The sequence below is a fragment of the Streptomyces sp. NK15101 genome, assembly GCF_020400725.1.
Lineage (GTDB): Bacteria > Actinomycetota > Actinomycetes > Streptomycetales > Streptomycetaceae > Streptomyces.
This window is the reverse complement of record NZ_JAINVG010000038.1, coordinates 42,242-65,619: the sequence shown is the minus strand read 5'-3', so window position 1 is coordinate 65,619 and position 23,378 is coordinate 42,242. Positions and strand designations below refer to the sequence as shown.

Here is a 23,378-nt window from a genome sequence, read left to right as displayed (position 1 = left end):
CACCCCCGCGAGGGGGGGGCCGCCCTTCGGCGTGCTCAGCGGACCGCGACCTCCCAGAGCGCGACGAGGACCCCGGCGCTCGCGGTCAGCGCCGCGATGCTGGCCAGCGGCCAGCGGGCCCGTTCCAGTTCGTCGAGGCGGGCCTCGTGGTCGGCGAGCTGCTTGTCGGTCTGGTCGCTGCGCTGCACGAGCAGCGCGAGCGAGCCGTCGACGCGGGCGAAGCCGGCCTCCAGGGTGCCGCGGAGCCGCTCCAGTTCGAGGGCGACGGCGACGGGGTCGTTCGGGTCAGGCTCGGTCATCGGCACCGCCCGGGGTGCTGCGCAGCCAGGACGGCAGCAGGTTCTGCACCACGTCGAGGGCCATCACCCGGGCCAGCCCGCCGGCGACGGCCAGCGCCCCGGCGACCCAGGGGAGGGTCGCGGGGATGCCGGAGGCGTCGACGACGGCGGGGAGCACGACGGCGATGCCGACGGCGGACTGGAGGACGGTACGGGCCGTGCGCTTGGCGGCATCGGACATCACTGTGCTCCTTGCGGTTACTTCGTGTACGGGACCTTCAGCGCGTTCCATGACGTGGCGCCCGGGATGCCGTCGGCGTCGGAGCCGCGGAAGCCGAGCTTGTGCTGCCACTTCGCGTAGCTGAGCCGGTCGGCCTCGCCCCAGCGGGGGCTCGGGCCGACGGTGTACGCGGAGCAGCCCTCGGCGACGAGGCGGCGGCCCATGGCCGTGATGATCGGGGAGCTCGTCTCCCGGCGGAAGAACGAGGTGCCCGGGAAGGGCTGGAGGCGGGGGGCGGCAGGCTTCCCGGCGCCGGGGGCGGGCCTGGCCGGGGCCTTGTTCAGGCGGGCCTGGATCCGGTCGCGCATCGTCGGCATGGCGAAGCCCCGGGGGTCGTCCTTCCAGTCCGACCACTCCTTGTGGCCGATGACGGAGCGGGCGCCCCAGCCGTGGGCCCGGCACAGGGCGGCGGAGACCCGTTCGATCGCGTCGAGCTGGGCGGGCGGCCAGGGGTCGCGGCCGTCGCCGAGGTTGACGCACTCGAAGCCGTAGAAGCGGGAGTTGCCGTCGACGGCGCCGGAGCTGCCCTGGTGCTCGCGCGGGGCGGGCGGCCGGTCTCCGTACGTCTCGCTGTTCACGGCCCGGAGGACGGAGGGGTCGCCGCCGCCGGCGTGGTTGGCCCGGCCGTTGCCGACGAGGTGGACGCTGCCGTCCTTGGCGATGACGCCGTGGCAGAGCGGGCCCGGCAGCCCTTCGTACCCGTCGAAGCACATCTCGACGGTGTTGGCGGTGCCGGCGGAGACGGTGTGGTGGATGATCACGCCGGTGACCGGGCCCCAGGCGCCGACGTGGTTGCGGTTGTGGGTGCGCCAGCCGGGGTGTTCGACGACGGTGACGCCTTCGGCGCGGAGCGCGGCGACGAACCGGTCCGCGGTGAGGGGAGTGGCCATCTGGTGTCCTCCGGACATGAGAAAGGCCCGCGTCCGGCGGGCCTGCGGTTTTTCCGTACGGGCTTACGGGGCGGGCTCCGGGGCCGGCGGGGCCGCCCAGGTGGCGCACAGGTCGGCGTACGCGGACCGGCGGGTCTCGAAGTCGGCGAGCGCGGCGGTCACCGCCCGCTGGGCGGCGGTCGGGTCGGGGACGGCCGGGGCGCCGTCGCGCGCGTCCACGATGACCAGGCCGGAGCCGCGCAGGACGGTGTCGCCCGCGCCCTTCTCGGCGAGCTCGGCGGTGACGTACACCGACGGGTACTGGCCGGTGACCGGGTCGCGCTGGACGGTGTGGCCCAGGCTGTTGTCGTAGACGCGTACGGAGAGGGTGTGGCCGTTCTCGGTGACGGTGGCGCGGCCGGCGTAGTCGATGGCCACGCCCCACGGCTGGGTGGGGTCGATGTTCATGGGGTGCTCCTCGTGGTCCTGGTGCTCTTCGGCCTCGTGCTCCGGGGCGGGCGCGTCAGGTCTGGGCGCCGTGGATGAGGACGGGCTGGGCGTAGACCGTGCCGGCGGAGGCCAGGGCCTGGATCTCGATGTTCATCGTCTGGCCGAACCGGGTCTTCATGTCGCCGGGCAGCAGTCCGATGTAGTCGTAGGTGGTGCCGGCGGTGACCGTGGGGCCGAACGGGACGTTGTCGACGAGGACCCGCACCTGGCCGGTGCCGCCGCTGGACGCGGCCGTGCTGATGGCGAGCCGCATCTTCGGCTGCCAGACGGGGTTGGAGCAGCGGGCGATGGTCGTGAAGGCGGCGGCGGTGGTGGAGGGCCACTTGGCGGGGTCGGTGGCCAGCGGCGGCATCAGCTGCAGCCAGGGCCGGGCGAGACCGCCGGTCATGATGTCGTCCGCGAAGATCTCGTGGTTGTAGCCGTCGAAGATCCGGAACAGCGGCCGGGTGATGGTGACGCTCTCGGACGGCGTCGGCCGGAACTCGTTGACGGCGGGACGGGTGTTGACGGCCGTGGACAGGGCCTTGAGCCGGCGTTCCATCTGGTTGAGCCGGTCGATGATGTCCTCGGGCAGCTGGGGCATCAGGCCTCCTCGAGGTAGAGCTCGGCGGTGTCGGGACGGCCGCGCTCCGGCGGGGTGATCTTGGTGCCGATGATGCGGTAGCGGGCGTCGAGGCCCTGGGAGTACCACTCGTCGGTGATCCGGATGCGGGCGACGCGGCCGAGGAGCGCCGGCGGGACGATCCCGCCGAGGTGGATGCTGATCGAGGGGATCACCACGGCGCCGCGCGCCTGCGCGAGCTCGGTGGCGGCCACCGAGTCGAGTGCGAGCGGGTCGGTGATCTCGTTGTGGTCCGAGGACAGGTCGATCAGCGGCCAGCCTTCCACGAGCAGGTCGCTGGCGTACTGCTGGGCGGAGAAGATCGGCCGGGACTCGGCGGCCGCGTTGGCGTTGGTGGAGGCGCCGCGGGCCAGGGCGGTGGTGCCGCCGCGGGTCGCGTCGTACGGGAAGGAGTACGACAGGATGACGCCGGGCCGGTCGAAGACCAGGTCGGTCGCGCCGGTGACGATCTTGGGTTCGCCGAGGCGGAGCTGTCGGATCCGCCGCCCGGTGACCGGGTCGCGGTAGACCATGATCTGGTGCTCGAAGCCGTTCTCCGTGGCGGCGAGCTGGTCGAGCGCCTCCAGGTAGACCGTCTCGTCGCCCTTGCGCCAGGAGGCCGTCTTCTTGAACTTGGGGACCTCGTCGCCGAACGTGATCCCGAGACGGCGGGGTTCCTCGCCCTCGGGGGCGTCGGGATAGGTCTGGACGTCGAGCTCGCGCCAGAGCCGGCGGGCGATCTCCACCTGGTCGGTGGGGGTGTCGTACGTGATGTCCGTGCGGATGCGGCGGCGCCCGGCGTACGAGTCGAAGGTGGCGGCCTGGATGCCGAGGGTCAGCACCCCGCGGCCGCTGGACTGCAGGGTGCTGGTCCAGACGATGCCGCCCCACCACAGGTCGCCGCCGCGCTCCAGGTAGACCGAGGTGCGGCCCTCCCGGACCTTCTTGACGCGGTCGGCGATGGCCTTGTCGGGGATGGGGATCGTGCCGGAGAGCGAGCCCGCCTTGCCGATGTAGTCGTCGAACGAGACGTCCCGCAGGGGGAGGATGTCCAGCGTCTGGTCGGTGAGCAGGTCGCAGAAGATCGCCCGGTAGGGCGTGTCGATTGCCATCGAGGACCCCCTTACAGGACGTAGGTGGCGGAGACGCGGATGTTCCGCCCGGGGACGAGGGCGCCGCTGGAGGACCAGGTCCGCAGGTTGATCTGGCCGTTGGTGTAGATGTTGGCGCCGCCGTCGCCGAAGCCGTCGCAGGCCGTGGCCTCGAAGTCCATGGCCGGACGCCAGCCGGCCGGGATGGTGCACAGCGGCTCGTCGGGCATGTTGCCCGCGCTGTCGACATTGACCTGGGCGCCGCTGCGGGTGACGGTGACGGTGATGCTGCACAGGCCGCCCTTGGTCTTGCGGGCGGAGAACGACACCAGCGACCAGTTGGTGAGGGCGACGGCACCGGAGCTGGTCGTCTCGACCTCGACCGGCGGCTGGTAGGCCACCCAGGCGCTGCCGTTCCAGCGCTGGAGCTGGCCGCCGTTGTAGTCCCGGTACTGGCCGGTGTAGCTGCCGGTGGTGATCGTGCCGCTGGGCGCGATGCCGCCGATCTCCTTGGGGTAGGCGACCCAGGCGGTGCCGTCCCAGCGCTGGAGGAAGTGGGCGTTGTCGTTGTCCTGGTACTGGCCCGGATAGGCGCCGGGCACGCCGGCGTTGTTGTAGACGGGCAGGATGCCGCCGGAGGAGACGGTCGTGGTGCGCAGGTCGGTGGAGGCGCCGCCCGCCCAGTCGATGCCGCCGGTGCCGGCCGAGGCGCCCTTCTTGACCTTCACCGTGAACAGGGTCAGGGAGCGGGCGGGGGCGGCCGGGGCGACCGGGACGGCCGCCGGGGTGCCCTTGACGATCTCGATGCCGGCCTCGTACTTGCCGAGGGCGTCCACGTCGTTGTCGTAGACGCGGACCACGACGAGGTCGATGCGGTCGTTGAGCGGGTCGCCGTCGGCGAAGGTGATGGTGATGTCCTCGTCGAGGGCGACCGGGTAGGCGCCGTCGGTGTTGCCGCCCTGGATGACGGCCTTGCCGTGGTAGACGGTGGCCGTCATCGGGCCGGTGGAGCTCATCCACAGGCCGCCGACCCGGTACTTGCCGTCGTACGTGCCGGGCAGGATGCCGGACCGGACGCCGAGCGGGTTGACGGGGGTGGTGGCCCCGATGTGGGTGATGCGGGTGTTCTGGCGGGTCTGCCCGGTGGGCGTCAGCCATCCGGAACGTACGGGCATGGGTGGACTCCTGTCGTGGGGCGGCGGGCGCGGCCGTCTCAGTGCTGGGGGGTGACCTGGAGGAAGGTGTTGTTGAACCAGGTCTGCAGAGCGGTGTTGGTGCCCCGGTAGTAGGCGGTGACGGTGTACGTGGCGCCCGCCGTGAGGTTCTGGAGGCGCTGCGTGGTGGCGACGGAGATGTTCGCGGGGGAGGCGGCGACCACCGCGTTCGAGTCGTTCACGTCGGAGTGGACGGTCGAGCCCTGGGTGACCTTCACGCCCATGAAGCCCACGCCGGAACCGGTGCCGACCAGCTGGATCCGCGAGCCGTAGCTGAGGAGGGCCTGCCGCGAGGCCGGGGCGACGAAGCTGAGGGACACCACGCCGCGGTTGGTCAGTGTGTTCACCCAGGTCGTCGAGGTGGTGTAACCGGAGACGAGCGAGTCGGTGAAGTACGGCCCCGGGACGGCGGGCGTCCATGCCGACCCGTTCCAGCGTTCGAGCCGGCCGTCCCCGCCGTCCCGGTACTGGCCGGTGTAGCTGCCCTGCAGGGTGGACGCGGAGCTGGGGACGATGCCGCCGACCGCCTCCGGGTAGGCGACCCACTTGCCGCCGTCCCAGCGCTGGAACTGGTTGTTGGCGGTGTCCTGGTACTGGCCGGGGAAGGCGCCCGGCAGGACCGGGCCCTCGACCGGGAGGATGCCGCCGAGGGCGACGACCGGCGTGCGCAGGTCCTTCAGGGAGGTGTTCCACGGGATGCCGCCGTTGCCCGCGCTGGCGCCGGCCGGGACCGTCACCTCGTACAGCGCGAGGCTGCGCGCGGGGGTCGCCGGCGCCTTGGGGGCCTGGCCCGGCACGCCCTGGATGATCTCGATCTTCGCCTCGTTGCGGGTGGAGCCGTCGTAGAGGTTGTCGTAGATCTTCAGGACGACCAGGTCGATCCGGCCGTACTGGGCGTCGCCCGCGGCGAAGGTGATCTGCTCGGAGGCCGGCAGGGCCACCGGGTAGACGCCCTGGGAGATGTCGCCCTGGATGACGGCCCGGCCCTCCGAGACGGTCGCCGTCATCGCGGAGGCCTTGTCCATCCAGAAGCCGGACAGCCGGAACTGGCCGCTGTAGGAGCCCGGCAGGATGCCGGAGCGGACCTGGACGGGGTTGACCATGGTGGTCGCGCCGACCTGGTTGAGGCGGGTGTCCTCGCGGGTCTGGCCGGTCTCGGCGACCCAACTGCTGCGCAGGTTCACGGATTTCTCCTATCGGGGAGGTGCGGTGGGGGCGGGGGCGTCAGGACCTGATCCACTGGGCGGACAGGTTGCTGTAGTAGCCCGAGCCGCCGAGGGTGCGGATGGCAGCCGTGTGGTTGTGGTAGCCGGCGAGCTGCAGGACGTTGCCCGCGGTGAGCTTGATCAGGCCCTGCCCGCCGACGGTGACGGCGCCGGTGGACGCCTGCGTCAGCCAGGTCATCCGGGGGACGCCGACGCCGCCGAGGTGGATGCGGGCGCCGCGCACGCCGGAGGTGGAGTCGCCGGTCCAGGCGACGTGGCCGGAGACCCGCCACCAGCCGGTGCGCGGGACGACGAAGCTGTCCGTGCCGTTCCAGCCGGTGAAGTCGTCGATGTCGACGCCCTGGAGGGTGATCGGCGTCCAGGTGCCGGCCGGCACGCTCTGCATCGACGTCTGCGAGACGCTGAACAGGACGGCCGCCCTGCCCTCGGCGTACTGCCACGCCGCGCCGTCCCAGCGCTGCAGGACGCCGGCGTTGTCGCGGTACTGGCCGGTGTAGGAGCCGGTCGTCATCGTCCCGTGCGGGGCGATGCCGCCGATCGGCTTCGCGTACGAGACCCAGGTCGTGCCGTCCCAGCGCTGGAGCTGGCCCGCGACGTCCCGGTACTGCCCGACGTAGGCGCCCTTGAAGCCGCTGGTCGGGATGATGCCGCCGAGGGCGGTCATCGGGTAGTGCAGGGTCGTGACGACGCCCGGCGCGGTCCACAGGACGCCGCCGGTGCCGGCCGAGGTGCCGGCCGGCACCGAGACGGTGTAGAGCGGGAAGGCGCTGCCGGGGCCCGAGCCGGGCGCCGCCGGGGTGGCCGCCGGGGTGCCCTTGACCAGCCGGATCACGGCCTGGGTGGCGCCGCTGCGGTCGTACGCGTCGTCGAGCACGGCCAGTTCGATCAGGTCGATCCGGCCGTACTGCGGGTCGCCGTCCGGGATGGTCAGCGTCTCGGGGGCGGTCACCGCGATCATGTACGCGCCCTGGGCGGTGTCGGCGCCCTGGACCACGGCCCGGCCGGTGCCGATCGAGCACTGCATCGCGGACGTGCCGGTCAGCACCAGGCCGCCGGGCACGATGCCGGGCCGCGAGCGCAGCGGGGTCTCCGCCGCGCTCTGCCCGTTGGGCGTGAGGAGCGCGGCCAGGGCGAGCCGGGTGTCCTCGCGGGTCTGGCCGGTGGACTGGAGCCAGGCGGCCCGTACGGTCATGGGTTCACCTCTTCTGTGCGGGGCGGGAAGGGGTTCGGCGCCCAGGCGGGCGTCACCACTCGGCGCTGCGCCAGCGGACCGTCATCAGGGCCTCTGGGGTGGCCGCGTCGGGCCGGAACGACAGCTCCGTGCGGCCCGGTTCGAGGAGGAACAGCTCCTCCGGGCTGGAGTCGGCCATCGCGGTGTGGCGGCGGGAGGCGGTGTTGTTGAGCATCACCGTGCCGTTGGCGGTGTCGACGACGAGCTCGTCGCCGGGGGCCAGGTCGATCGCGTACCGCAGCCGGCGCTTGGAGACCCGCTCGGTGACGGTCGGCATCGAGCAGGGGCCGCGGAAGACGATCACCGGGTGCGTGGCGGCGGAGCCGGTGTTCTCGGCGACGGCGTCACCGGTGGACTTGGCCTGTCCCCAGTCGAGCGGCCAGGTCAGCGGCCAGGTCAGGCCGGTCTCCGGCTGCGGGGGAGTGGTGGAGGCGGTCTGCTCGTTGACGGAGTAGCGGCGCGGGTCGGAGGCGAGCCACTGGATCGACATCTTCGAGCTGCCCTGGGTGGCGAAGCCCTGGTCCGCGGGGACCACGCGCTGGGCGATCCGGGCGCGCACGGCGAGGAGTTCGCCGTGCAGCCGGACGGTGAGCCAGCGCTCCTCGTCGAGCAGGGCCAGCGACTGGCGCAGGGCGCGGAGGGCCTCCGTCGCGCCGTTGTACTCCGGCATCAGCACGACCGTGCCGCTGATCTTGCGCGGCTTGGCGTACCGGGAGCCGGGCCAGGCGCCGTGCGAGGTGGGCCGGTCGGCGTCGGAGGAGTCGTACTCCGGCAGGTCCTCCCAGCCCTGGAGACCGGACCGGTCGACGTTGAACGGCGTGCCGGGGCCGATGAGAAGCCCGGCCCACTGGATCTGCCCGTCCTGGGTGATCAGCGAGCCGGGCGCGAGGTCGGCGGTGAGGCTGCTTCCGGCGTATGTGGTTGTGGTCTCGGCCATGGGGCCGTCACCTCACTTCTGAGGGGCTGTCGGGCTTTCTGGGGTCGGAGGGGGCTTCAGCCGTGGGCGGCGACGAGGAAGAGCAGGTCCTCGGCGGTCGACCGCGGGCCGGCGCCCGGCTCCTCGTGGAACTCCGCGATGCGGTGGGGCCGCCGGGGAGCCTCGGTGAGGGCCGGGACGCGCCGGTGTTCCAGGACGGTGAGCGGGTCGATGCGCGGCGCGCTGTCGGCACCGGGGAAGACGACACCGCCCTCGGCGAGCATCGGGATCTTGTCGATGTCGACGCCGAACTTCTTGCCGAGGATGCTGAAGCTCAGCTTGTTGAGCCCGTCGATGATCCAGTTGGCGAAGGCGATGAGGCCGTTGATGGGGCCTTTGACGACGCCGAGCACGGCACTGAGGGCGCCCTTGACCAGGTCGCCCATGCCGCGCAGGGCCTTGGCGACGGCGTCCTTCGCGTGCCGGAAGAAGCCCGGGATCTTGTCGGTGATGAAGGACAGGACCGGCTTGACGGCGTTCTTGATGCCGCCGATCGTCCGCGAGGCGATGCCGCGCAGGGCGTTGGAGGCGGAGGTGACGGCTGTGCGGACCCGGGAGATGCCGCTGATGCCGGAGCCGATGAGCCTCAGTGCCGTCGTGAACAGGGTGAGGTACGCCTTGAAGTAGGTCCCGACGGCCTGGCCGATGAGCTTGATGACCGGCTGAAGGAACTTCCAGACGGACTGGAAGCCCTTCAGGGCCGCCTGGAAGACCTGCCTCATGATCTTCTGGCCGGTCTCGGTCTGCATCGCGTACTCGATGAACCAGGCGGCGACGGGGACGAGGATGCCGACGAGGAAGCCGATCGGGTTGGCCCGCATGGCGAGGTTGACGCCCGTCATGGCGACGGACGCGACGGTCATGACCGTGCCGTAGGTGTCCATCAGCTTGGTGATGGTGTCGGTGATGGGCAGCAACGGGGCCAGGACGGAGAGGATGCCGCCGACGGCGGGGCCGAGCCTCCCGGCGACCGCTCGCGCCTTGCCCGCCGCGGTGCCGATCTTCGTCAGGCCGGTGGCGGCTCTGGACCGCTGGATCCGGCGGAAGGAGTCCGCGGCGCCGGACGCGCCGGTTCCGAGGCCGCGCACGGAGGTGCCGGCGGTGCGCAGACCGGCGGTGAACCTGTCCACGCCGCCGGCCGCGCGCCGGGCGTCCTCCCTGAGCCGCTTCAGTCCGTCGCCCGCCTGGCCGAGCCCCCGCTTGAGGGAGGTCATCACCGGCAGGGCACCGGTGAACGGGTTCGGGAAGGCGGCGACGGCGCTCATCCGCGCGCCTTCGCCAGGTACATCAGCGCGTCCGCCGTGGACTGCGGGTCGCTGTTGCGGGCCGCGTGGTAGTGCTCGATGTGCAGCCCGGCACCGCCGCCGCCCTTGCCCGCCTGCAGCTGCGCGGTCATGCGGGCGCGCCGGGCGGTGAGGGCGAGCAGCCGGTCCAGCTTGGACAGCGGGAGGACGGCCTCGGCCTCGCCGGCCTCGGCGAGGATCGCCGGGACGCCGCCGCTGCGGGGCATGACGACGCCGCCGGCGGCGAGCATGGGGATGGTGGGGATGTTGACGCCGAAGGTCTTGCCGCCGACGACCGGCACCCAGCCGGGGACGCTGACCTTGACGCCGTTGACGGCGCGGATCATGCGGTTGATCAGGCCGATGACGGCGTTGATCGGGCCGGACACACCGCTCTTGATGCCGTTGAACGCCCGGGACGCGATGTCCTTGAGGCCGTTCCAGATGGAGGACATCTTGTCCTTGACGGCCTTGAAGGCGTTGGGGATCGCGGTCTTGATCCAGTTCACCACCGGGGTGATGACGGCCTTGATGCCGTTCCAGACGGCGCCGACGACCGTCTTGATCGCCTTCATGACCGTGGTGATGACCGTCTTCCAGATCTTCACGTAGGTCTTGATGACGGTGGCGACGGCCTTGACGACGGTGGAGACGGCCTTCTTGATGCCGTTCCAGACCGTCTTGATCAGGTCGCCGGCCTTCTTCATGATCGGGCCGACGGCCTTCATGACCGCGCTGATCACGGTCTTGATGCCGTCGAAGGCCTTCTTCAGGACCTTCTGCATCGTCTTCGACTGCATCGCCATTTCGACGATCTTCTCGATGAGAGGCATGAAGAGTTCGATCAGGCGGGCGAGGAAGTTGCCCTTCATGGACTTGTTGAGCTTGTCCTGGCCCTTGGCGGCCTTGCCGGCGCCGGACTCGTACTTGCCCAACTTCGTGCCGGCCGACTCGGCGGTCCTGCCGGCCTTCGTCATCGACTTCTCGGCCTGGTCCGAGGCGGTCTTGAGGTTCTTGAGCTGGGTGCCGGAGCCCTGGGCGTTGGTCTTGAGGTTCTTGAGCTGGCCGTTCGCCGAACCGCCGGCGTCACCGACCTTCTTGACCGAGGCCGCGGCGCCGGTGGCCTGCGTCTTGAGGTTGCGCAGGGAGTCGGACGCCTTCTTCATGGAGCTGGTGAGAGACATGGTTTACCTCCTTTCGGGGGAACGGGGCTCAGGCCATGACCTGAGCGGCCTCCTGGGCCTTGATCTTGAGGGTGTTGAAGGCCTGGGCCACGTCCCGGCCCGCGTCCGCGAGCCGCTCGGCGGCCCTGGCCGCCGACTCCAGACCGCGGGCCTTGGGGAGCTTCTTGGGGTCGAAGTGCCGCTGGGCGCTCGCGAGCTTGCCCGTCGCCTTGGCGACAGCCGTGATCTTGTCGGGGTCGGCGTCGGCCATGGCCAGGTTGAGCTTCTCGATCTTGCGAGGGTCCGGCATCTTCTTCGGGTCGTGGTGCTTCACGGCGCCGGTGAGCTTGCCGAGTGCCTTGGCGAGGGCGGTGATGTCGGTGGGGACCGCACCGGTGATGGCGTTCTTGATCCTGGTGATGCCGTCGGCCGTCTTGACCATCGCGGAGGCCTTCGGCATCTGGCGGAACGCGGTTTTGAACGGGCCGGCCTGGGTGTTGAACTCCCTCAGGTGCGGATTGATCGCCTCTAGCTGCCCGCGCAGGGCGTCGAAGTTCGCGTCCCGTGGGATCGAGGCGATTCCGCCGCCTGCGTTGGCCTCCCGTTCCCGGATCTGGTCCCTGGTGAGGCGCTCGAATCCGTTCTGGTTCTCGTTGAGGACGAAGGCCTTGCCGGTGAGGGCGATCTGCACCGCCCGGAAGCCCTCGAGGATGATCCTCCGGAAGGCGATGACCAGGCCGCCGATGATCATCGGGACGGCGATGCCCGAGACCGCTGCCAAGAGGTACTCCACCTTGGCCTCGTGGCCCTCGTGGAACTTCTCGACAGCGGCGCCGAGGCCGTCGAGCCCGAAGGCTTCCAGGAGCTCGGACGACTTCTCCTTGTGGAGTTCCTGGTACATCTCCTCGAACTTCGTCTTGAAGTCCGGGACGATCAGGTGCTCTCGGAGCCAGTTGGTCGAGGGCAGCCAGCCCCCGTCCACGATCCGGAGTTTGTGGCCGAGGCCGGCGATCTGGATCGAGAGTTCCTCGTTCGTTACTTCTGCCATGGTTGCTCCGCTTCCGGCCGGTGACGGCCAAGCGCCGAAAAGCCCCCGCCGGCATGGAACTTCGGCAGGGGCTCGTGCGTGGGGGCGGTACGGAGGGCTAGGCGTCGGCGTCCCGGCGGGAGCCGTGGCGCACCGTCGCGAGGGCGTCGTTCCAGCCCGCCGCGTACGCGAGGGTCTCGTAGCGGCTGACCTCGGCGCACAGCGTGCCGAGCAACGCTCTCTTGTCGAGGGCGACGGGTCCGTCGAGGAGCTGGCGGAGGCGGTCCTGGAGCGGGATGTGCGGTCGGGATGCCTCGGCCTGCTGAGTCATGGACGCCTGCCTTCCGGTTACTTGCCCGTGCCTGCGTGGCGGCGCCGCGGAGGGAGGCGGGGGCACCACGTTATCGAACTACTGTGCGAACAGAGTCTGAAGCACCTGTTCGGGATTTGTCGAGCGGGAAACGTCTGACGGCGTGTCTTCTTGCCGGTTGTCCGTGGGTGTTGATCCTCGAACAGAGCTTCTGTTCGACCGGGGTACTCTGGAAGGCGCGTTCCCCGGACCTGACTCATTCGGGGGGCCGGGGGCGCGAGGGGCGCGTGGGGACCCCAGGGGGTCGGAAGGCAGTGCTGACGCATGGACACGGAGCCGGGCGGTAACCGGCGCGAGCAGGTCACCGACTGGCTCGAATCCCACCCTGATCTGCCCCATCTCTTCGCACGGCTCGCCGAACTCGTCCATGTCGCCGGGTACGCCCCGGAGGACCTCGTCGTGCTGCCCCGCGCCGAGGTGGACCGCCGCGAGACCGCCGCGTTCACCGCCGGCTGGGCCGAGGCCGTCTCCGACGAACTCCCCCGCATCCGCAGGGAGTACGAGCGGCGCGTGGCCGACGCCTACGCGCAGGGCCAGGGTGACGCGCGTGGAATACGGCGCCCGCAGCGGCGCACGGACGCCGCCCACCCGGACGGGGCCCGCGTCATCCCGCTGCCCTTCGCCCGTCTCATGGAACCCCCGGCCGCGGTGGTCAGGGCCGAGGAACGCGTCCGCCGGGAGCGCGAGTTGTTCGAACAGCGCCCCGAGCCGGAGTACGAGCCGGAGCCCGCGCCACCGCCCCTGCCCGGGTACGGACCCGAACAGGAGCGCGCCTCCGACCGCGAACCGGGCCCCGGACACGGAGCCGCGCCCGACCCGGATCCCGAGCCCGACGCGGACGCGCGGGTGAGCGCCCAGGAGAACCGCCCCCGCAGGAACGCCCAGCCGGTGCGGAAGGTCGTCCGCGGCAAGGGCGGCCGCCCGATCGTGCCGCCGATCGGCGGCGTGCCCGGCCAGGCCGGGGGGACCCCCGACCGGCGCGGCCGCCGGCTCTCCGAACGGGCCAGGACCCTGGAGGAGGAGCTGGCCGAGCGAGCACAGGAAGCGCCCCCGGATCCCGCCTCCTGACGGCGGCGGGATCCGGGGGCGAAGGGGCGTCAGCCGAAGAAGCGGGCGAGGGCCGAGGGGGAGACCGCCTCGGCGGCGCCCTCCGGGGCGGACCCCCCGTCCTGCTCCTTCCCGTCCTCGTCCGTGTCGCCCGGCCGGGGGACGGGCTTCGGCGGATCCGGGGTCTCGTCGTCCTCGCCGGTGTTGACGCACTGGAACATCCAGTTGGCGACGGCCAGGTGGTCCACCGCGGCGGCGAGGAGATGGTCCGTGAGCGACCACTCCGCCGCCTCGCCGTGGATCTCGCGCTGCACCGCGCTGTCCGTCGGCAGGTGCCTGACCATGACCATCAGCCGCCGGCTGGAGAGCTCGCCCCGGTGCCAGTCCAGGAGATCGGTGGCGTAGTAGCGGAGCAGGTCCGCTTCGAGGGCCTCGGCGTGTTCGTCGACGAACTCGACGAGGCTCAGTCTTCCCCCAGGCCGAGCCCGGTCTCCTTGCCGTAGGCCTCCAGGATGGCGGCGATGTCCTGCATCGTGAGGTCGTGCTCCTCGAAGCGGACGTACTGCTCCTCACCCATCAGGAGTTCGAGCAGACCGTCCACGTCGTTGTCGTCGAGCTTCCGCAGCGCCTTCGCGGTCTTGCGGGAGAGCTCGGTGGGAAGCGTGTAGGACTCGCCGTCCAGCTCGAAGGACCAGGTGCGGCCGTGGGCCTCCAGTCGCTGGGCGCGGGCGGCGTTGACGTCGAAACGGGCCATGGTGACGCGTACTCCTTGTTCGAGTGGGTGAAGAGGAGAGGTGTGGGGCGGGACGGCGGTGCGCCGTCCCGCCCCGGGCGGAGAAGGATCAGACGGTCGCGGAGTACTGGCTGTCCTTCATGAGGAAGGTCGCCAGCGGCTTGCCGTCGCCCTTCGACATGGCCGTGAAGGTGACGCCCAGCTGGGAAGCCGCCTTGCGGGCCAGCTTGATGTCGTCCGTGGCGGTGACCTGGCCGCGCGGGATGATGAAGCGGTACTTCACCGCGGTCGTGCCACCGGCCTTGACGTCGGTGAACTCCAGGCCGAGGGCGCGCACGTCCGCGTACGGACGCTCGGCGATCTCGTAGCGGTAGGTGTCGACCGCCGGGGTCGGCTCCGCCTTCACCGCGTCGCCGCCCATGAAGAACGGCAGCGTGTCCTCGTTGAACTGGAGCAGCGAGAACTTCAGGGACAGGTCACGGCTCGAGTAGATGTAGTGGACCGGGGAGACCGACTGCCACGAGTCGATGGCCTCCAGCTTGTCCTTCTTCGAGAAGGTGACGCCGTCGCCCGAGGTGAAGCCGAGGTCCTTCCAGCCCGCGCCGGACCAGTCGGCGGCGGAGTCCGTGCCGAAGGTGGCGGGGAGGGAGGTGCCGGCGTCGGCGACGTAGAGCTTGCCGATGCCTGCGACGCGGATCTCGGCGGAGTTGTTTCCTGCCATGGTGGGTTTTCTCCTTGTTTCGTGAGGGCTGCCGGTGACCGGACGCGGGGTCCGGGTACGGCAAAGGCCCCGCCGGACGGCGAGGCCTGGTCTGTGGGGGCGTCGGGAGGACGCCGGGGGAGGGTGAGCGCCTAGAAGACGTTCAGGGAGAGCTGGATGACGCAGAGGTAGCGGTTTGCGCCCCGGTAGAGGTAGTCGGGCATCCAGCGCGGTCCGTCCTGCTCCTCGACGTCGCTGACGAAGTTGGCGCCGAGCTGCTTGCCGATGGTGGCGAGCAGCGCCTGCCGGGCGGCGTTGGCGAGGACGTGGGCCGCGGTCTTGGTCGGCCCGTACACCTCGAACTCGATCAGCGGCTTGTCGACGTGCAGGTCGCCGATCCAGGCGCCGCCGCGGCGGTTCACCAGGACCGCGCTCTGCGTGCCGTCGAAGCCGGCCGGCGCCTGGGCGGCGACCGTGACGCCGGCCAGCGCCGGGGCGGCCTTGAGGACGTCGACGACCAGCTTCTCGACGTCCGGGAACGCACTCGGGGGAGTGGTCATGACGGTTCTCCTCGGAGAAGGGGGGGGGCGGGACGGGTGCTGCGGGTGGCCGTCCGGGGCGCTCGACGCGGGGAAGGGGGCGGGGGCGCGGAGCGCTCCCGGACGGCGAACGGCGGAGACCGCGGCCCGTCTCACGGGCACAGCTCCGCCGCTGCACCAACTGTGACAGAGAGCGTGCGCGCACGCAACTAGTGAGGGGTCTGATCCCTGCCGAATGCGGCGCCGACTCCCGAAGCCGGTGCGGGGCCCGGCCCCGAGCCGCCGCGGCCCCTGACCTGAGCCTGGGGGGCCACCAGGACCTGCGGCGCCCGGCCGGGCCCGGGTCCGTGCGGGCCCGCCCCGAGGCGTGCGGTGCCCGGGGCCGCCCCGACCCTCCGGGGCGCCCGCCGGAAGGGTCCCGTTAGGTTGGCGGCCCCCGATCGACCAGGAGCCGCCCCGTGTCCCCCCGCCCCCGCCTGCTCTACGTGACCGACCTCGCCTCCCCCGCCCGCGGCCGCCGCTACGGCGACGAGGACGTCCACCTCACCGCCCGGCTGCGCGAGGCCTTCGACCTGGCGCTCTGCCACCCGCTCGACGCCGCCGCCCTCATGGACGGCTTCGACGCCGTCGTCGTCCGCAACAGCGGCCCGGTCATCGGGTACCGGAAGGGGTACGAGGCCTTCCGCGAGCGGGCCCGCGCCCTCGGCACCCGCGTCTACAACCCGCTCCACGGCCGCGGCGACATGGCCGGCAAGCAGTACCTCCTCGACCTCACCGCCGCCGGGCACCCCGTCATCCCCACCGTCGACCGGGCCGAGGACCTCCACCTCCTGCCGGAGGCCGCCGAGTACGCGGTCAAGCCCAAGGCCGGCGCCGACTCCATAGGCCTGCGTTTCCTCCCGTACGGAGAACTCGCCGGGCTCGCGTACGGGGAGCTCCTCGTCCAGCCGCGCGTCGACTTCCGGTACGAGGTCTCCTTCTACTTCGTCGACGACCTCTTCCAGTACGCCCTGCACGCCCCCGATCCCGAGCGCCGCTGGGTCCTGGAGCCGTACGAACCCACCGCCGACGACCTCGCCTTCGCGCGCCGCTTCATCGACTGGAACACCCTCGACCACGGCGTCCAGCGCGTCGACGCCTGCCGCGCCCCCGGCGGCGAGCTGCTCCTCGTCGAGCTGGAGGACCTCAACCCGTACCTCTCCCTCGACCGCGTCCCCGAGGAGACCCGCGACCGCTTCGCCACCGTCCTCACCGACTCCCTCCGCCGCTTCCTGGAGGCGTGACGGCGGCACGACGGGCATGACGAAGCGCCCCGCGTCCGGAGGGGACGCGGGGCGCTTCTCGTCGCGGGGTCGCGGGGTCGCGGGGTCAGGCGGTGCGGGGCCGGCGGCGGGCCAGGCGCTCCGCCGCGAAGACGTCCTCCAGGCGGAAGAGCTGCGCCCGCCCGGCCCGGCCCGCGGCCCGCAGGTGGCCGAGCTGGACCCACTTGCGGATCGTCGCGGGCGCCACCCCCGCCTCCTCGGCGGCCAGCGGGCCGGGGACCAGCGTGGGCAGGGCGGGCGAGCTCAGCATGAGGTCTCCTTCGGGTCGTCCATCGCCGCTTCGATCTCCCCGGTACGGGTCCCCGAGGCCTCCGACAGCTCCTCCCACCGGTCCTCCGGCCACAGGTGCCGGTAGGCGGGGTCGTCCTGACAGCCGCACACCTCGTCGGTGCAGACGCAGGCCGGGTTCACGCACAGCACCGCGCGCCGGTCCGGGAAGGCCCGCAGCGACACCGAGTCGCACCAGGGGCAGCGGCCCGAGACCCGCACGATCGTCTCCGCGTCGCCGAGCGTCCGGGCGCAGCGCCGGGCCATCCTGCGGATCTCGTCCCGCACGTGCCGGGCCAGGTCCGGGTGGGCCGCGATCGGGTCGAGCAGCGCCACGAGGCGCCGGAGGCGGTCGATCACCGGGGCGCGGGGCGGACGGGGGAGCGCGAGCCGGGCGCAGACCGCCTCCTCCAGCTCCACCACCCCGTCGGTGATGTCACGGATGGCGTCGGAGACGTGCAGCCGGATCGGGGCGGCCCCGTGGCCGGGGACGGCGAGTCCGTGCCGCTGTTCGAGCAGCAGCGCCTCCCGGCGCTCCTCGCGGATCAGCTCGTCGCGGCCGGAGGGGGAGGGGCCGGTGGGGGAGGGGCCGGAGGCGGGCCCGCGCCGGCCGGGCGCGAGCTCCTCGGCGAGCTCGGGGAACTGCCGTACCAGGGAGGCGGTCCAGAGCACGACGTCCCGCAGCACGGGCTCGGTGTCGGTGCGGTCAGCCACGGCGGACGCTCCCCGCCGGGGCGAGCGCCTTCGCCACGCGCCGGGCGTCCGCCGGGCGTCCGTTGCGCCAGAGGCGGCCCGCGCAGACCCCGTCGAAGTAGCTCTCGGCCGGGGCCACCGCGGCCTCGCACTCGCTCCGCACGGGGCAGGAGGCGCAGGCCCGCAGGGCGGGGGCGGCCTCCTTGGCGCGGCGGGCGAAGACGACGGCCGGGGAGAGGCCGGCGCACGCGGCGGAGGCCTGCCAGGGGGACGGGTCGGGATGGAACAAGGGGTTCTCCACGGTCCGGGGCCCGCCGGGGCCGTCCATGGGGCCGGTGGGGCGCCTGGGGCTCAGGGGGCCGACGAGTGCGGCGGCGAGCCAGACTTACACGTTGCGTGCGAGCGCGCAACAAGAATCGAAAGGGCCGCGGCCCACCCTTCACCGATTCGACACGATTGCGTGCTCGAAAGCACGTAATTCCGTGCGCGCAAGCACGCTAAGGTATGGGATCCGGAGGGTGGGGAGCGAGGAGCGGTACACATGAGCACTCAAGGGCTCGACGAGTTCGCAGGCTGGGTGGAAGGCCTGATGAGACAGCGCGGTTACGACATCGACAGCCCGCGCGGAGGCGGCAAGTCCCGGATCGCGGACGAGGCCGGCGTCCACCGCGCCGCCGTCACGCGTCTGCTGCAGCGGCAGAGCATGCCCGACCTGGAGACCATGCGCCGGATCGCCCCGCTGCTCGGCGTCTCCGTCCGCGACATGCTCATCCGGTCCGGCCGCGTGACCCCCGAGGAGCTCCCGATGGCGGCGGACCTGCTGCCACCGAGCGACTGGCAGCCCTCGATGGAGGACTTCGCCCGCTGGCTGGGGGTCCCCGACGAGCGCATGGGCGTCTTCGTCAAGGTCGTCAACCAGTTCCTGGAGCCCGACGCCGACGAGGCGGGCGCCGACGAGGCCGTCGAGCCCCGTCGTACCGCCCGGGACTGACCCGCGAGGGGCCCCCTTCCGGGCGGCCCGGCGGCGGGGTCCGGCGGCGGAAGTCCGGCAACGGGGTCCGGGGTGCCGCGCAGGAACGTTCCGGACCCGGCTCGGGGCTCCGCGCAGGAACGTTCCGGACCCGGCTCGGGGCCCCGCGCAGGAACGTTCCGGACCCGGCCCGGGCCTCCGCGCAGGAACGATCCGGACCCGCCCCCGGCCCGCTCCGGCCGGGGGCGGGGGTGCGTGGGCATTTGTTTTGACCGGAGTCCGTGCGATAGGTACGCTCAAGCCTTGTGCCTGGGGTGTGCCTGGGCTCCCGTGCGTGTCCTCAACCGCACGGCGAGTCAGATACCGGCCGCCGCGATCCGCGCTTTTTCCGCCTCGTGCGGGGGTCCGCGAGATTCGACACGCCCGACCGCGTGGGTCGGTGAATGTTCCAGGTTAGTTTTACCGACGGCACACAGAAACCGGAGAAGTAGTGCCTACGATCCAGCAGCTGGTCCGCAAGGGCCGGCAGGACAAGGTCGAGAAGAACAAGACGCCCGCACTCGAGGGTTCCCCTCAGCGTCGCGGCGTCTGCACGCGTGTGTTCACGACCACCCCGAAGAAGCCGAACTCGGCCCTCCGTAAGGTCGCGCGTGTGCGTCTGACCTCGGGCATCGAGGTCACGGCCTACATCCCGGGTGAGGGCCACAACCTGCAGGAGCACTCCATCGTGCTCGTGCGCGGTGGCCGTGTGAAGGACCTGCCGGGTGTTCGTTACAAGATCATCCGCGGTTCCCTCGACACGCAGGGCGTCAAGAACCGTAAGCAGGCTCGCAGCCGCTACGGCGCCAAGAAGGAGAAGTAAGAATGCCTCGTAAGGGCCCCGCCCCGAAGCGCCCGGTCATCATCGACCCGGTCTACAGCTCTCCTCTTGTCACCTCGCTGATCAACAAGATCCTGCTGGACGGCAAGCGTTCCACCGCCGAGCGCATCGTGTACGGCGCCATGGAGGGTCTTCGTGAGAAGACCGGCCAGGACCCGGTCATCACGCTGAAGCGCGCTCTCGAGAACGTCAAGCCGGCCCTCGAGGTCAAGTCCCGCCGTGTCGGTGGCGCCACCTACCAGGTGCCGATCGAGGTCAAGCCGGGCCGCGCGTCCACGCTGGCCCTCCGCTGGCTCGTCGGTTACTCCCGCGCCCGTCGCGAGAAGACCATGACCGAGCGCCTCATGAACGAGCTCCTCGACGCCTCGAACGGCCTCGGAGCTGCGGTCAAGAAGCGCGAGGACACGCACAAGATGGCCGAGTCCAACAAGGCCTTCGCGCACTACCGCTGGTAGTCGCAACCCACATCGAGACCGAGAGAAGACTGAAGCCTTATGGCTACCACTTCGCTTGACCTGGCCAAGGTGCGCAACATCGGCATCATGGCCCACATCGACGCGGGCAAGACGACCACCACCGAGCGGATCCTGTTCTACACCGGCGTTTCGTACAAGATCGGTGAAGTCCACGACGGCGCTGCCACGATGGACTGGATGGAGCAGGAGCAGGAGCGCGGCATCACGATCACGTCCGCCGCGACGACCTGCCACTGGCCGCTCGAGAATGTCGATCACACGATCAACATCATCGACACGCCGGGTCACGTCGACTTCACCGTCGAGGTGGAGCGTTCGCTGCGCGTGCTCGACGGTGCTGTCACCGTGTTCGACGGTGTGGCCGGCGTCGAGCCCCAGTCCGAGACCGTCTGGCGTCAGGCGGACCGCTACGGCGTTCCGCGCATCTGCTTCGTCAACAAGCTCGACCGGACCGGTGCCGACTTCCTCCGCTGCGTCGACATGATCGTGGACCGCCTCGGCGCGACCCCGATCGTCATGCAGCTCCCGATCGGTGCCGAGGCCGACTTCGAGGGCGTCATCGACCTCGTCCGCATGAAGGCTCTTGTCTGGTCCGCCGAGGCCACCAAGGGCGAGATGTACGACGTCGTCGACATCCCGGCGGACAAGCTCGAGCAGGCCGAGGAGTACCGCGGCAAGCTCGTCGAGGCCGTCGCCGAGAACGACGAGGAGCTCATGGAGCTCTTCCTCGAGGGCACCGAGCCCACCGAGGAGCAGCTCTACGCGGCGATCCGTCGTATCACCATCGCCTCCGGCAAGGGCGGCGAGACCACGGTCACCCCCGTGTTCTGTGGCACCGCGTTCAAGAACAAGGGCGTCCAGCCCCTGCTCGACGCTGTCGTCCGCTACCTGCCGTCCCCCCTGGACGTCGAGGCCATCGAGGGCCACGACGTCAAGGACGCCGAGACCGTCGTCAAGCGCAAGCCCTCCGACGACGAGCCGCTGGCCGCCCTCGCGTTCAAGATCGCGAGCGACCCGCACCTCGGCAAGCTCACCTTCGTCCGGATCTACTCCGGTCGCCTGGAGGCCGGCACCGCGGTGCTGAACTCCGTCAAGGGCAAGAAGGAGCGCATCGGCAAGATCTACCGCATGCACGCGAACAAGCGTGAGGAGATCGACTCGGTGGGCGCCGGCGACATCGTCGCCGTCATGGGCCTCAAGCAGACCACCACCGGTGAGACGCTGTGCGACGAGAAGAACCCGGTCATCCTGGAGTCCATGGACTTCCCGGCGCCGGTCATCCAGGTCGCCATCGAGCCCAAGTCCAAGGGTGACCAGGAGAAGCTGGGTGTCGCCATCCAGCGTCTCGCGGAGGAGGACCCCTCCTTCCAGGTCCACTCGGACGAGGAGACCGGCCAGACCATCATCGGTGGTATGGGCGAGCTTCACCTCGACATCCTCGTCGACCGCATGCGTCGCGAGTTCAAGGTCGAGGCGAACGTCGGCAAGCCGCAGGTCGCGTACCGCGAGACGATCCGCAAGGCCGTCGAGCGCGTGGACTTCACCCACAAGAAGCAGACCGGTGGTACCGGTCAGTTCGCCAAGGTGCAGATCGCGATCGAGCCCATCGAGGGTGGCGACGCCTCCTACGAGTTCGTGAACAAGGTCACCGGTGGCCGCATCCCGAAGGAGTACATCCCTTCGGTCGACGCGGGTGCGCAGGAGGCCATGCAGTTCGGCATCCTGGCCGGCTACGAGATGACCGGCGTTCGCGTCATCCTTCTCGACGGTGCCTACCACGAGGTCGACTCCTCCGAGCTCGCGTTCAAGATCGCCGGTTCGCAGGCCTTCAAGGAGGCCGCGCGCAAGGCTTCTCCCGTCATCCTTGAGCCGATGATGGCCGTCGAGGTCGTCACGCCCGAGGACTACATGGGTGAGGTCATCGGCGACATCAACTCCCGCCGTGGCCAGATCCAGGCCATGGAGGAGCGCAGCGGCGCCCGCGTCGTGAAGGGCCTCGTGCCGCTCTCGGAGATGTTCGGCTACGTCGGAGACCTCCGCAGCAAGACCTCGGGTCGCGCAAGCTACTCGATGCAGTTCGACTCCTACGCCGAGGTTCCGCGGAACGTCGCCGAGGAGATCATCGCGAAGGCCAAGGGCGAGTAACTCTCCCGAGTTCACGCTTTAGGCTTGACACCAGTCGCCGGGGCTCAGCCCCCGAAACCCGAGGGATCGGGCCCCGGCTACTGGCATCCCAGCAAAGATCACCTGGCGCCGATGAAGCAAGGCGTTCAGAACCACTCCAGGAGGACCCCAGTGGCGAAGGCGAAGTTCGAGCGGACTAAGCCGCACGTCAACATCGGCACCATCGGTCACATCGACCACGGTAAGACGACCCTCACGGCCGCCATTACCAAGGTGCTGCACGACGCGTACCCGGACCTGAACGAGGCCTCGGCCTTCGACCAGATCGACAAGGCTCCCGAGGAGCGCCAGCGCGGTATCACCATCTCGATCGCGCACGTCGAGTACCAGACGGAGTCGCGTCACTACGCGCACGTCGACTGCCCCGGTCACGCCGACTACATCAAGAACATGATCACGGGTGCGGCGCAGATGGACGGCGCCATCCTCGTGGTCGCCGCCACCGACGGCCCGATGCCGCAGACCAAGGAGCACGTCCTCCTTGCTCGCCAGGTCGGCGTTCCGTACATCGTCGTCGCCCTGAACAAGGCCGACATGGTGGACGACGAGGAGATCCTGGAGCTCGTCGAGCTCGAGGTCCGTGAGCTCCTCTCCGAGTACGAGTTCCCGGGCGACGACCTGCCGGTCGTCCGCGTCTCCGCGCTCAAGGCCCTCGAGGGCGACAAGGAGTGGGCGGACAAGCTCCTCGGTCTGATGAAGGCCGTCGACGAGTCCATCCCGCAGCCCGAGCGTGACGTCGACAAGCCGTTCCTGATGCCGATCGAGGACGTCTTCACGATCACCGGTCGTGGCACCGTCGTCACCGGTCGTATCGAGCGTGGTGTCCTCAAGGTCAACGAGACCGTCGACATCATCGGCATCAAGACCGAGAAGACCACCACCACGGTCACCGGCATCGAGATGTTCCGCAAGCTGCTCGACGAGGGCCAGGCCGGTGAGAACGTCGGTCTGCTCCTCCGTGGCATCAAGCGCGAGGACGTCGAGCGCGGCCAGGTCATCATCAAGCCGGGTTCGGTCACGCCGCACACCAAGTTCGAGGCCCAGGCCTACATCCTGTCGAAGGACGAGGGTGGCCGTCACACCCCGTTCTTCAACAACTACCGCCCGCAGTTCTACTTCCGTACCACGGACGTGACCGGCGTCGTGACCCTCCCCGAGGGCACCGAGATGGTCATGCCGGGCGACAACACCTCCATGTCCGTCGAGCTGATCCAGCCCGTCGCCATGGAGGAGGGCCTCAAGTTCGCCATCCGTGAGGGTGGCCGGACCGTCGGCGCCGGCCAGGTCACCAAGATCACTGCCTGATCTTGAACTGACCTGGTAGCTCGTACGAGCTGCTGAGCAGTGAGGGAAGGCCCCGCACCGAGAGGTGCGGGGCCTTCTCGCATGTCCGGGGGCCTTGGGGGCGTCCCGTCGATCAGGCCTGATCCGACGCGAATCGCCGGACG

28 protein-coding genes are annotated in these 23,378 nt (G+C 70.6%); 7 read left to right on the top strand and 21 right to left on the bottom strand.

The window, feature by feature from the left end; genetic code table 11:
* Positions 1–35: 35 nt before the first annotated feature.
* From K7G60_RS21240 to K7G60_RS21175, 14 genes are all read right to left on the bottom strand, one after another.
* Entirely contained in the window at positions 36–299 is a 264-nt protein-coding gene (locus tag K7G60_RS21240; protein ID WP_225802513.1) for a hypothetical protein, read from the bottom strand.
* Positions 286–519, bottom strand: a complete 234-nt coding sequence (locus K7G60_RS21235) for a hypothetical protein (protein ID WP_225802512.1) — start codon at positions 517–519, stop codon at positions 286–288. Before K7G60_RS21235 ends, K7G60_RS21240 begins: the two co-directional genes overlap by 14 nt.
* Positions 520–536: 17 nt before the next feature.
* A complete protein-coding gene (locus tag K7G60_RS21230; protein ID WP_225802511.1) occupies positions 537–1,448 on the bottom strand; it encodes a peptidoglycan-binding protein in 912 nt (303 codons plus the stop codon).
* 63 nt (positions 1,449–1,511) lie between these two features.
* A complete protein-coding gene (locus K7G60_RS21225; protein ID WP_225802510.1) occupies positions 1,512–1,895 on the bottom strand; it encodes an ATP-binding protein in 384 nt (127 codons plus the stop codon).
* A 55-nt stretch (positions 1,896–1,950) separates the two neighbouring features.
* On the bottom strand, positions 1,951–2,520 hold the full coding sequence (locus K7G60_RS21220) for a hypothetical protein (protein WP_225802509.1): 570 nt from the start codon (positions 2,518–2,520) through the stop codon (positions 1,951–1,953).
* On the bottom strand, positions 2,520–3,650 hold the full coding sequence (locus K7G60_RS21215) for a hypothetical protein (protein ID WP_225802508.1): 1,131 nt from the start codon (positions 3,648–3,650) through the stop codon (positions 2,520–2,522). The genes K7G60_RS21220 and K7G60_RS21215 overlap by 1 nt, the downstream gene beginning before the upstream one ends.
* An 11-nt stretch (positions 3,651–3,661) precedes the next feature.
* Positions 3,662–4,804, bottom strand: a complete 1,143-nt coding sequence (locus K7G60_RS21210) for a hypothetical protein (RefSeq protein ID WP_225802507.1) — start codon at positions 4,802–4,804, stop codon at positions 3,662–3,664.
* A gap of 38 nt (positions 4,805–4,842) precedes the next feature.
* Entirely contained in the window at positions 4,843–6,027 is a 1,185-nt protein-coding gene (locus K7G60_RS21205; protein WP_225802506.1) for a hypothetical protein, read from the bottom strand.
* Between the two features lie 40 nt (positions 6,028–6,067).
* A complete protein-coding gene (locus K7G60_RS21200) occupies positions 6,068–7,261 on the bottom strand; it encodes a hypothetical protein (protein WP_225802505.1) in 1,194 nt (397 codons plus the stop codon).
* Positions 7,262–7,313: 52 nt separating this feature from the next.
* Complete coding sequence (locus K7G60_RS21195; protein ID WP_225802504.1) at positions 7,314–8,237, bottom strand: phage tail domain-containing protein; 924 nt, start codon at positions 8,235–8,237, stop codon at positions 7,314–7,316.
* Positions 8,238–8,293: 56 nt separating this feature from the next.
* Positions 8,294–9,541, bottom strand: coding sequence for a tape-measure protein (locus K7G60_RS21190; protein ID WP_225802503.1), 1,248 nt, complete (start codon positions 9,539–9,541; stop codon positions 8,294–8,296).
* Positions 9,538–10,743 (bottom strand): phage tail protein, encoded by a 1,206-nt coding sequence (locus tag K7G60_RS21185; RefSeq protein ID WP_225802502.1) that lies wholly within the window; start codon positions 10,741–10,743, stop codon positions 9,538–9,540. The genes K7G60_RS21190 and K7G60_RS21185 overlap by 4 nt, the downstream gene beginning before the upstream one ends.
* A gap of 28 nt (positions 10,744–10,771) precedes the next feature.
* Entirely contained in the window at positions 10,772–11,770 is a 999-nt protein-coding gene (locus K7G60_RS21180; protein ID WP_225802501.1) for a hypothetical protein, read from the bottom strand.
* 97 nt (positions 11,771–11,867) lie between these two features.
* A complete protein-coding gene (locus K7G60_RS21175) occupies positions 11,868–12,080 on the bottom strand; it encodes a hypothetical protein (protein ID WP_225802500.1) in 213 nt (70 codons plus the stop codon).
* A 303-nt stretch (positions 12,081–12,383) separates the two neighbouring features.
* On the opposite strand from K7G60_RS21175, the gene K7G60_RS21170 reads away from it, so the two are divergent.
* Positions 12,384–13,187, top strand: coding sequence for a hypothetical protein (locus K7G60_RS21170; protein WP_225802499.1), 804 nt, complete (start codon positions 12,384–12,386; stop codon positions 13,185–13,187).
* Between the two features lie 29 nt (positions 13,188–13,216).
* Here K7G60_RS21170 and K7G60_RS21165 read toward each other — a convergent pair whose 3' ends face one another.
* The 4 genes from K7G60_RS21165 to K7G60_RS21150 form a co-directional block, all read right to left on the bottom strand.
* Positions 13,217–13,516, bottom strand: coding sequence for a DUF5361 domain-containing protein (locus tag K7G60_RS21165; protein WP_225802498.1), 300 nt, complete (start codon positions 13,514–13,516; stop codon positions 13,217–13,219).
* A 113-nt stretch (positions 13,517–13,629) separates the two neighbouring features.
* Positions 13,630–13,920 (bottom strand): hypothetical protein, encoded by a 291-nt coding sequence (locus K7G60_RS21160; RefSeq protein WP_030687847.1) that lies wholly within the window; start codon positions 13,918–13,920, stop codon positions 13,630–13,632.
* A gap of 88 nt (positions 13,921–14,008) precedes the next feature.
* On the bottom strand, positions 14,009–14,620 hold the full coding sequence (locus K7G60_RS21155) for a phage tail protein (protein WP_225802497.1): 612 nt from the start codon (positions 14,618–14,620) through the stop codon (positions 14,009–14,011).
* Between the two features lie 131 nt (positions 14,621–14,751).
* Positions 14,752–15,159, bottom strand: coding sequence for a hypothetical protein (locus K7G60_RS21150; RefSeq protein ID WP_225802496.1), 408 nt, complete (start codon positions 15,157–15,159; stop codon positions 14,752–14,754).
* A gap of 437 nt (positions 15,160–15,596) precedes the next feature.
* Here K7G60_RS21150 and K7G60_RS21140 point away from each other — a divergent pair, with 437 nt between their 5' ends.
* Positions 15,597–16,421 (top strand): hypothetical protein, encoded by an 825-nt coding sequence (locus tag K7G60_RS21140; protein WP_225802495.1) that lies wholly within the window; start codon positions 15,597–15,599, stop codon positions 16,419–16,421.
* Between the two features lie 85 nt (positions 16,422–16,506).
* On the opposite strand, the gene K7G60_RS21135 is transcribed toward K7G60_RS21140, so the two are convergent.
* From K7G60_RS21135 to K7G60_RS21125, 3 genes are read right to left on the bottom strand one after another with little or no spacing between them, the layout of a single operon-like run.
* On the bottom strand, positions 16,507–16,710 hold the full coding sequence (locus K7G60_RS21135; protein ID WP_030687838.1) for a hypothetical protein: 204 nt from the start codon (positions 16,708–16,710) through the stop codon (positions 16,507–16,509).
* Positions 16,704–17,441 (bottom strand): hypothetical protein, encoded by a 738-nt coding sequence (locus tag K7G60_RS21130; protein WP_225802494.1) that lies wholly within the window; start codon positions 17,439–17,441, stop codon positions 16,704–16,706. The genes K7G60_RS21135 and K7G60_RS21130 overlap by 7 nt, the downstream gene beginning before the upstream one ends.
* Complete coding sequence (locus tag K7G60_RS21125; protein WP_225802493.1) at positions 17,434–17,709, bottom strand: WhiB family transcriptional regulator; 276 nt, start codon at positions 17,707–17,709, stop codon at positions 17,434–17,436. Before K7G60_RS21125 ends, K7G60_RS21130 begins: the two co-directional genes overlap by 8 nt.
* Positions 17,710–17,961: 252 nt before the next feature.
* Here K7G60_RS21125 and K7G60_RS21120 point away from each other — a divergent pair, with 252 nt between their 5' ends.
* The 5 genes from K7G60_RS21120 to tuf all read left to right on the top strand — a co-directional run bounded on the left by K7G60_RS21120 (position 17,962) and on the right by tuf (position 23,235).
* Entirely contained in the window at positions 17,962–18,411 is a 450-nt protein-coding gene (locus tag K7G60_RS21120; RefSeq protein ID WP_225802492.1) for a helix-turn-helix transcriptional regulator, read from the top strand.
* 469 nt (positions 18,412–18,880) lie between these two features.
* A complete protein-coding gene (rpsL, locus tag K7G60_RS21115) occupies positions 18,881–19,252 on the top strand; it encodes a 30S ribosomal protein S12 (RefSeq protein ID WP_003948652.1) in 372 nt (123 codons plus the stop codon).
* 2 nt (positions 19,253–19,254) lie between these two features.
* The gene (gene rpsG, locus K7G60_RS21110) at positions 19,255–19,725 is read left to right on the top strand and encodes a 30S ribosomal protein S7 (RefSeq protein WP_015035567.1); all 471 of its coding nucleotides are present in this window, start codon (positions 19,255–19,257) and stop codon (positions 19,723–19,725) included.
* Positions 19,726–19,764: 39 nt separating this feature from the next.
* Positions 19,765–21,891, top strand: a complete 2,127-nt coding sequence (gene fusA, locus K7G60_RS21105) for an elongation factor G (RefSeq protein ID WP_225802491.1) — start codon at positions 19,765–19,767, stop codon at positions 21,889–21,891.
* Positions 21,892–22,041: 150 nt separating this feature from the next.
* Entirely contained in the window at positions 22,042–23,235 is a 1,194-nt protein-coding gene (gene tuf / locus K7G60_RS21100) for an elongation factor Tu (protein WP_225802490.1), read from the top strand.
* The last annotated feature ends 143 nt before the right edge of the window (positions 23,236–23,378 follow it).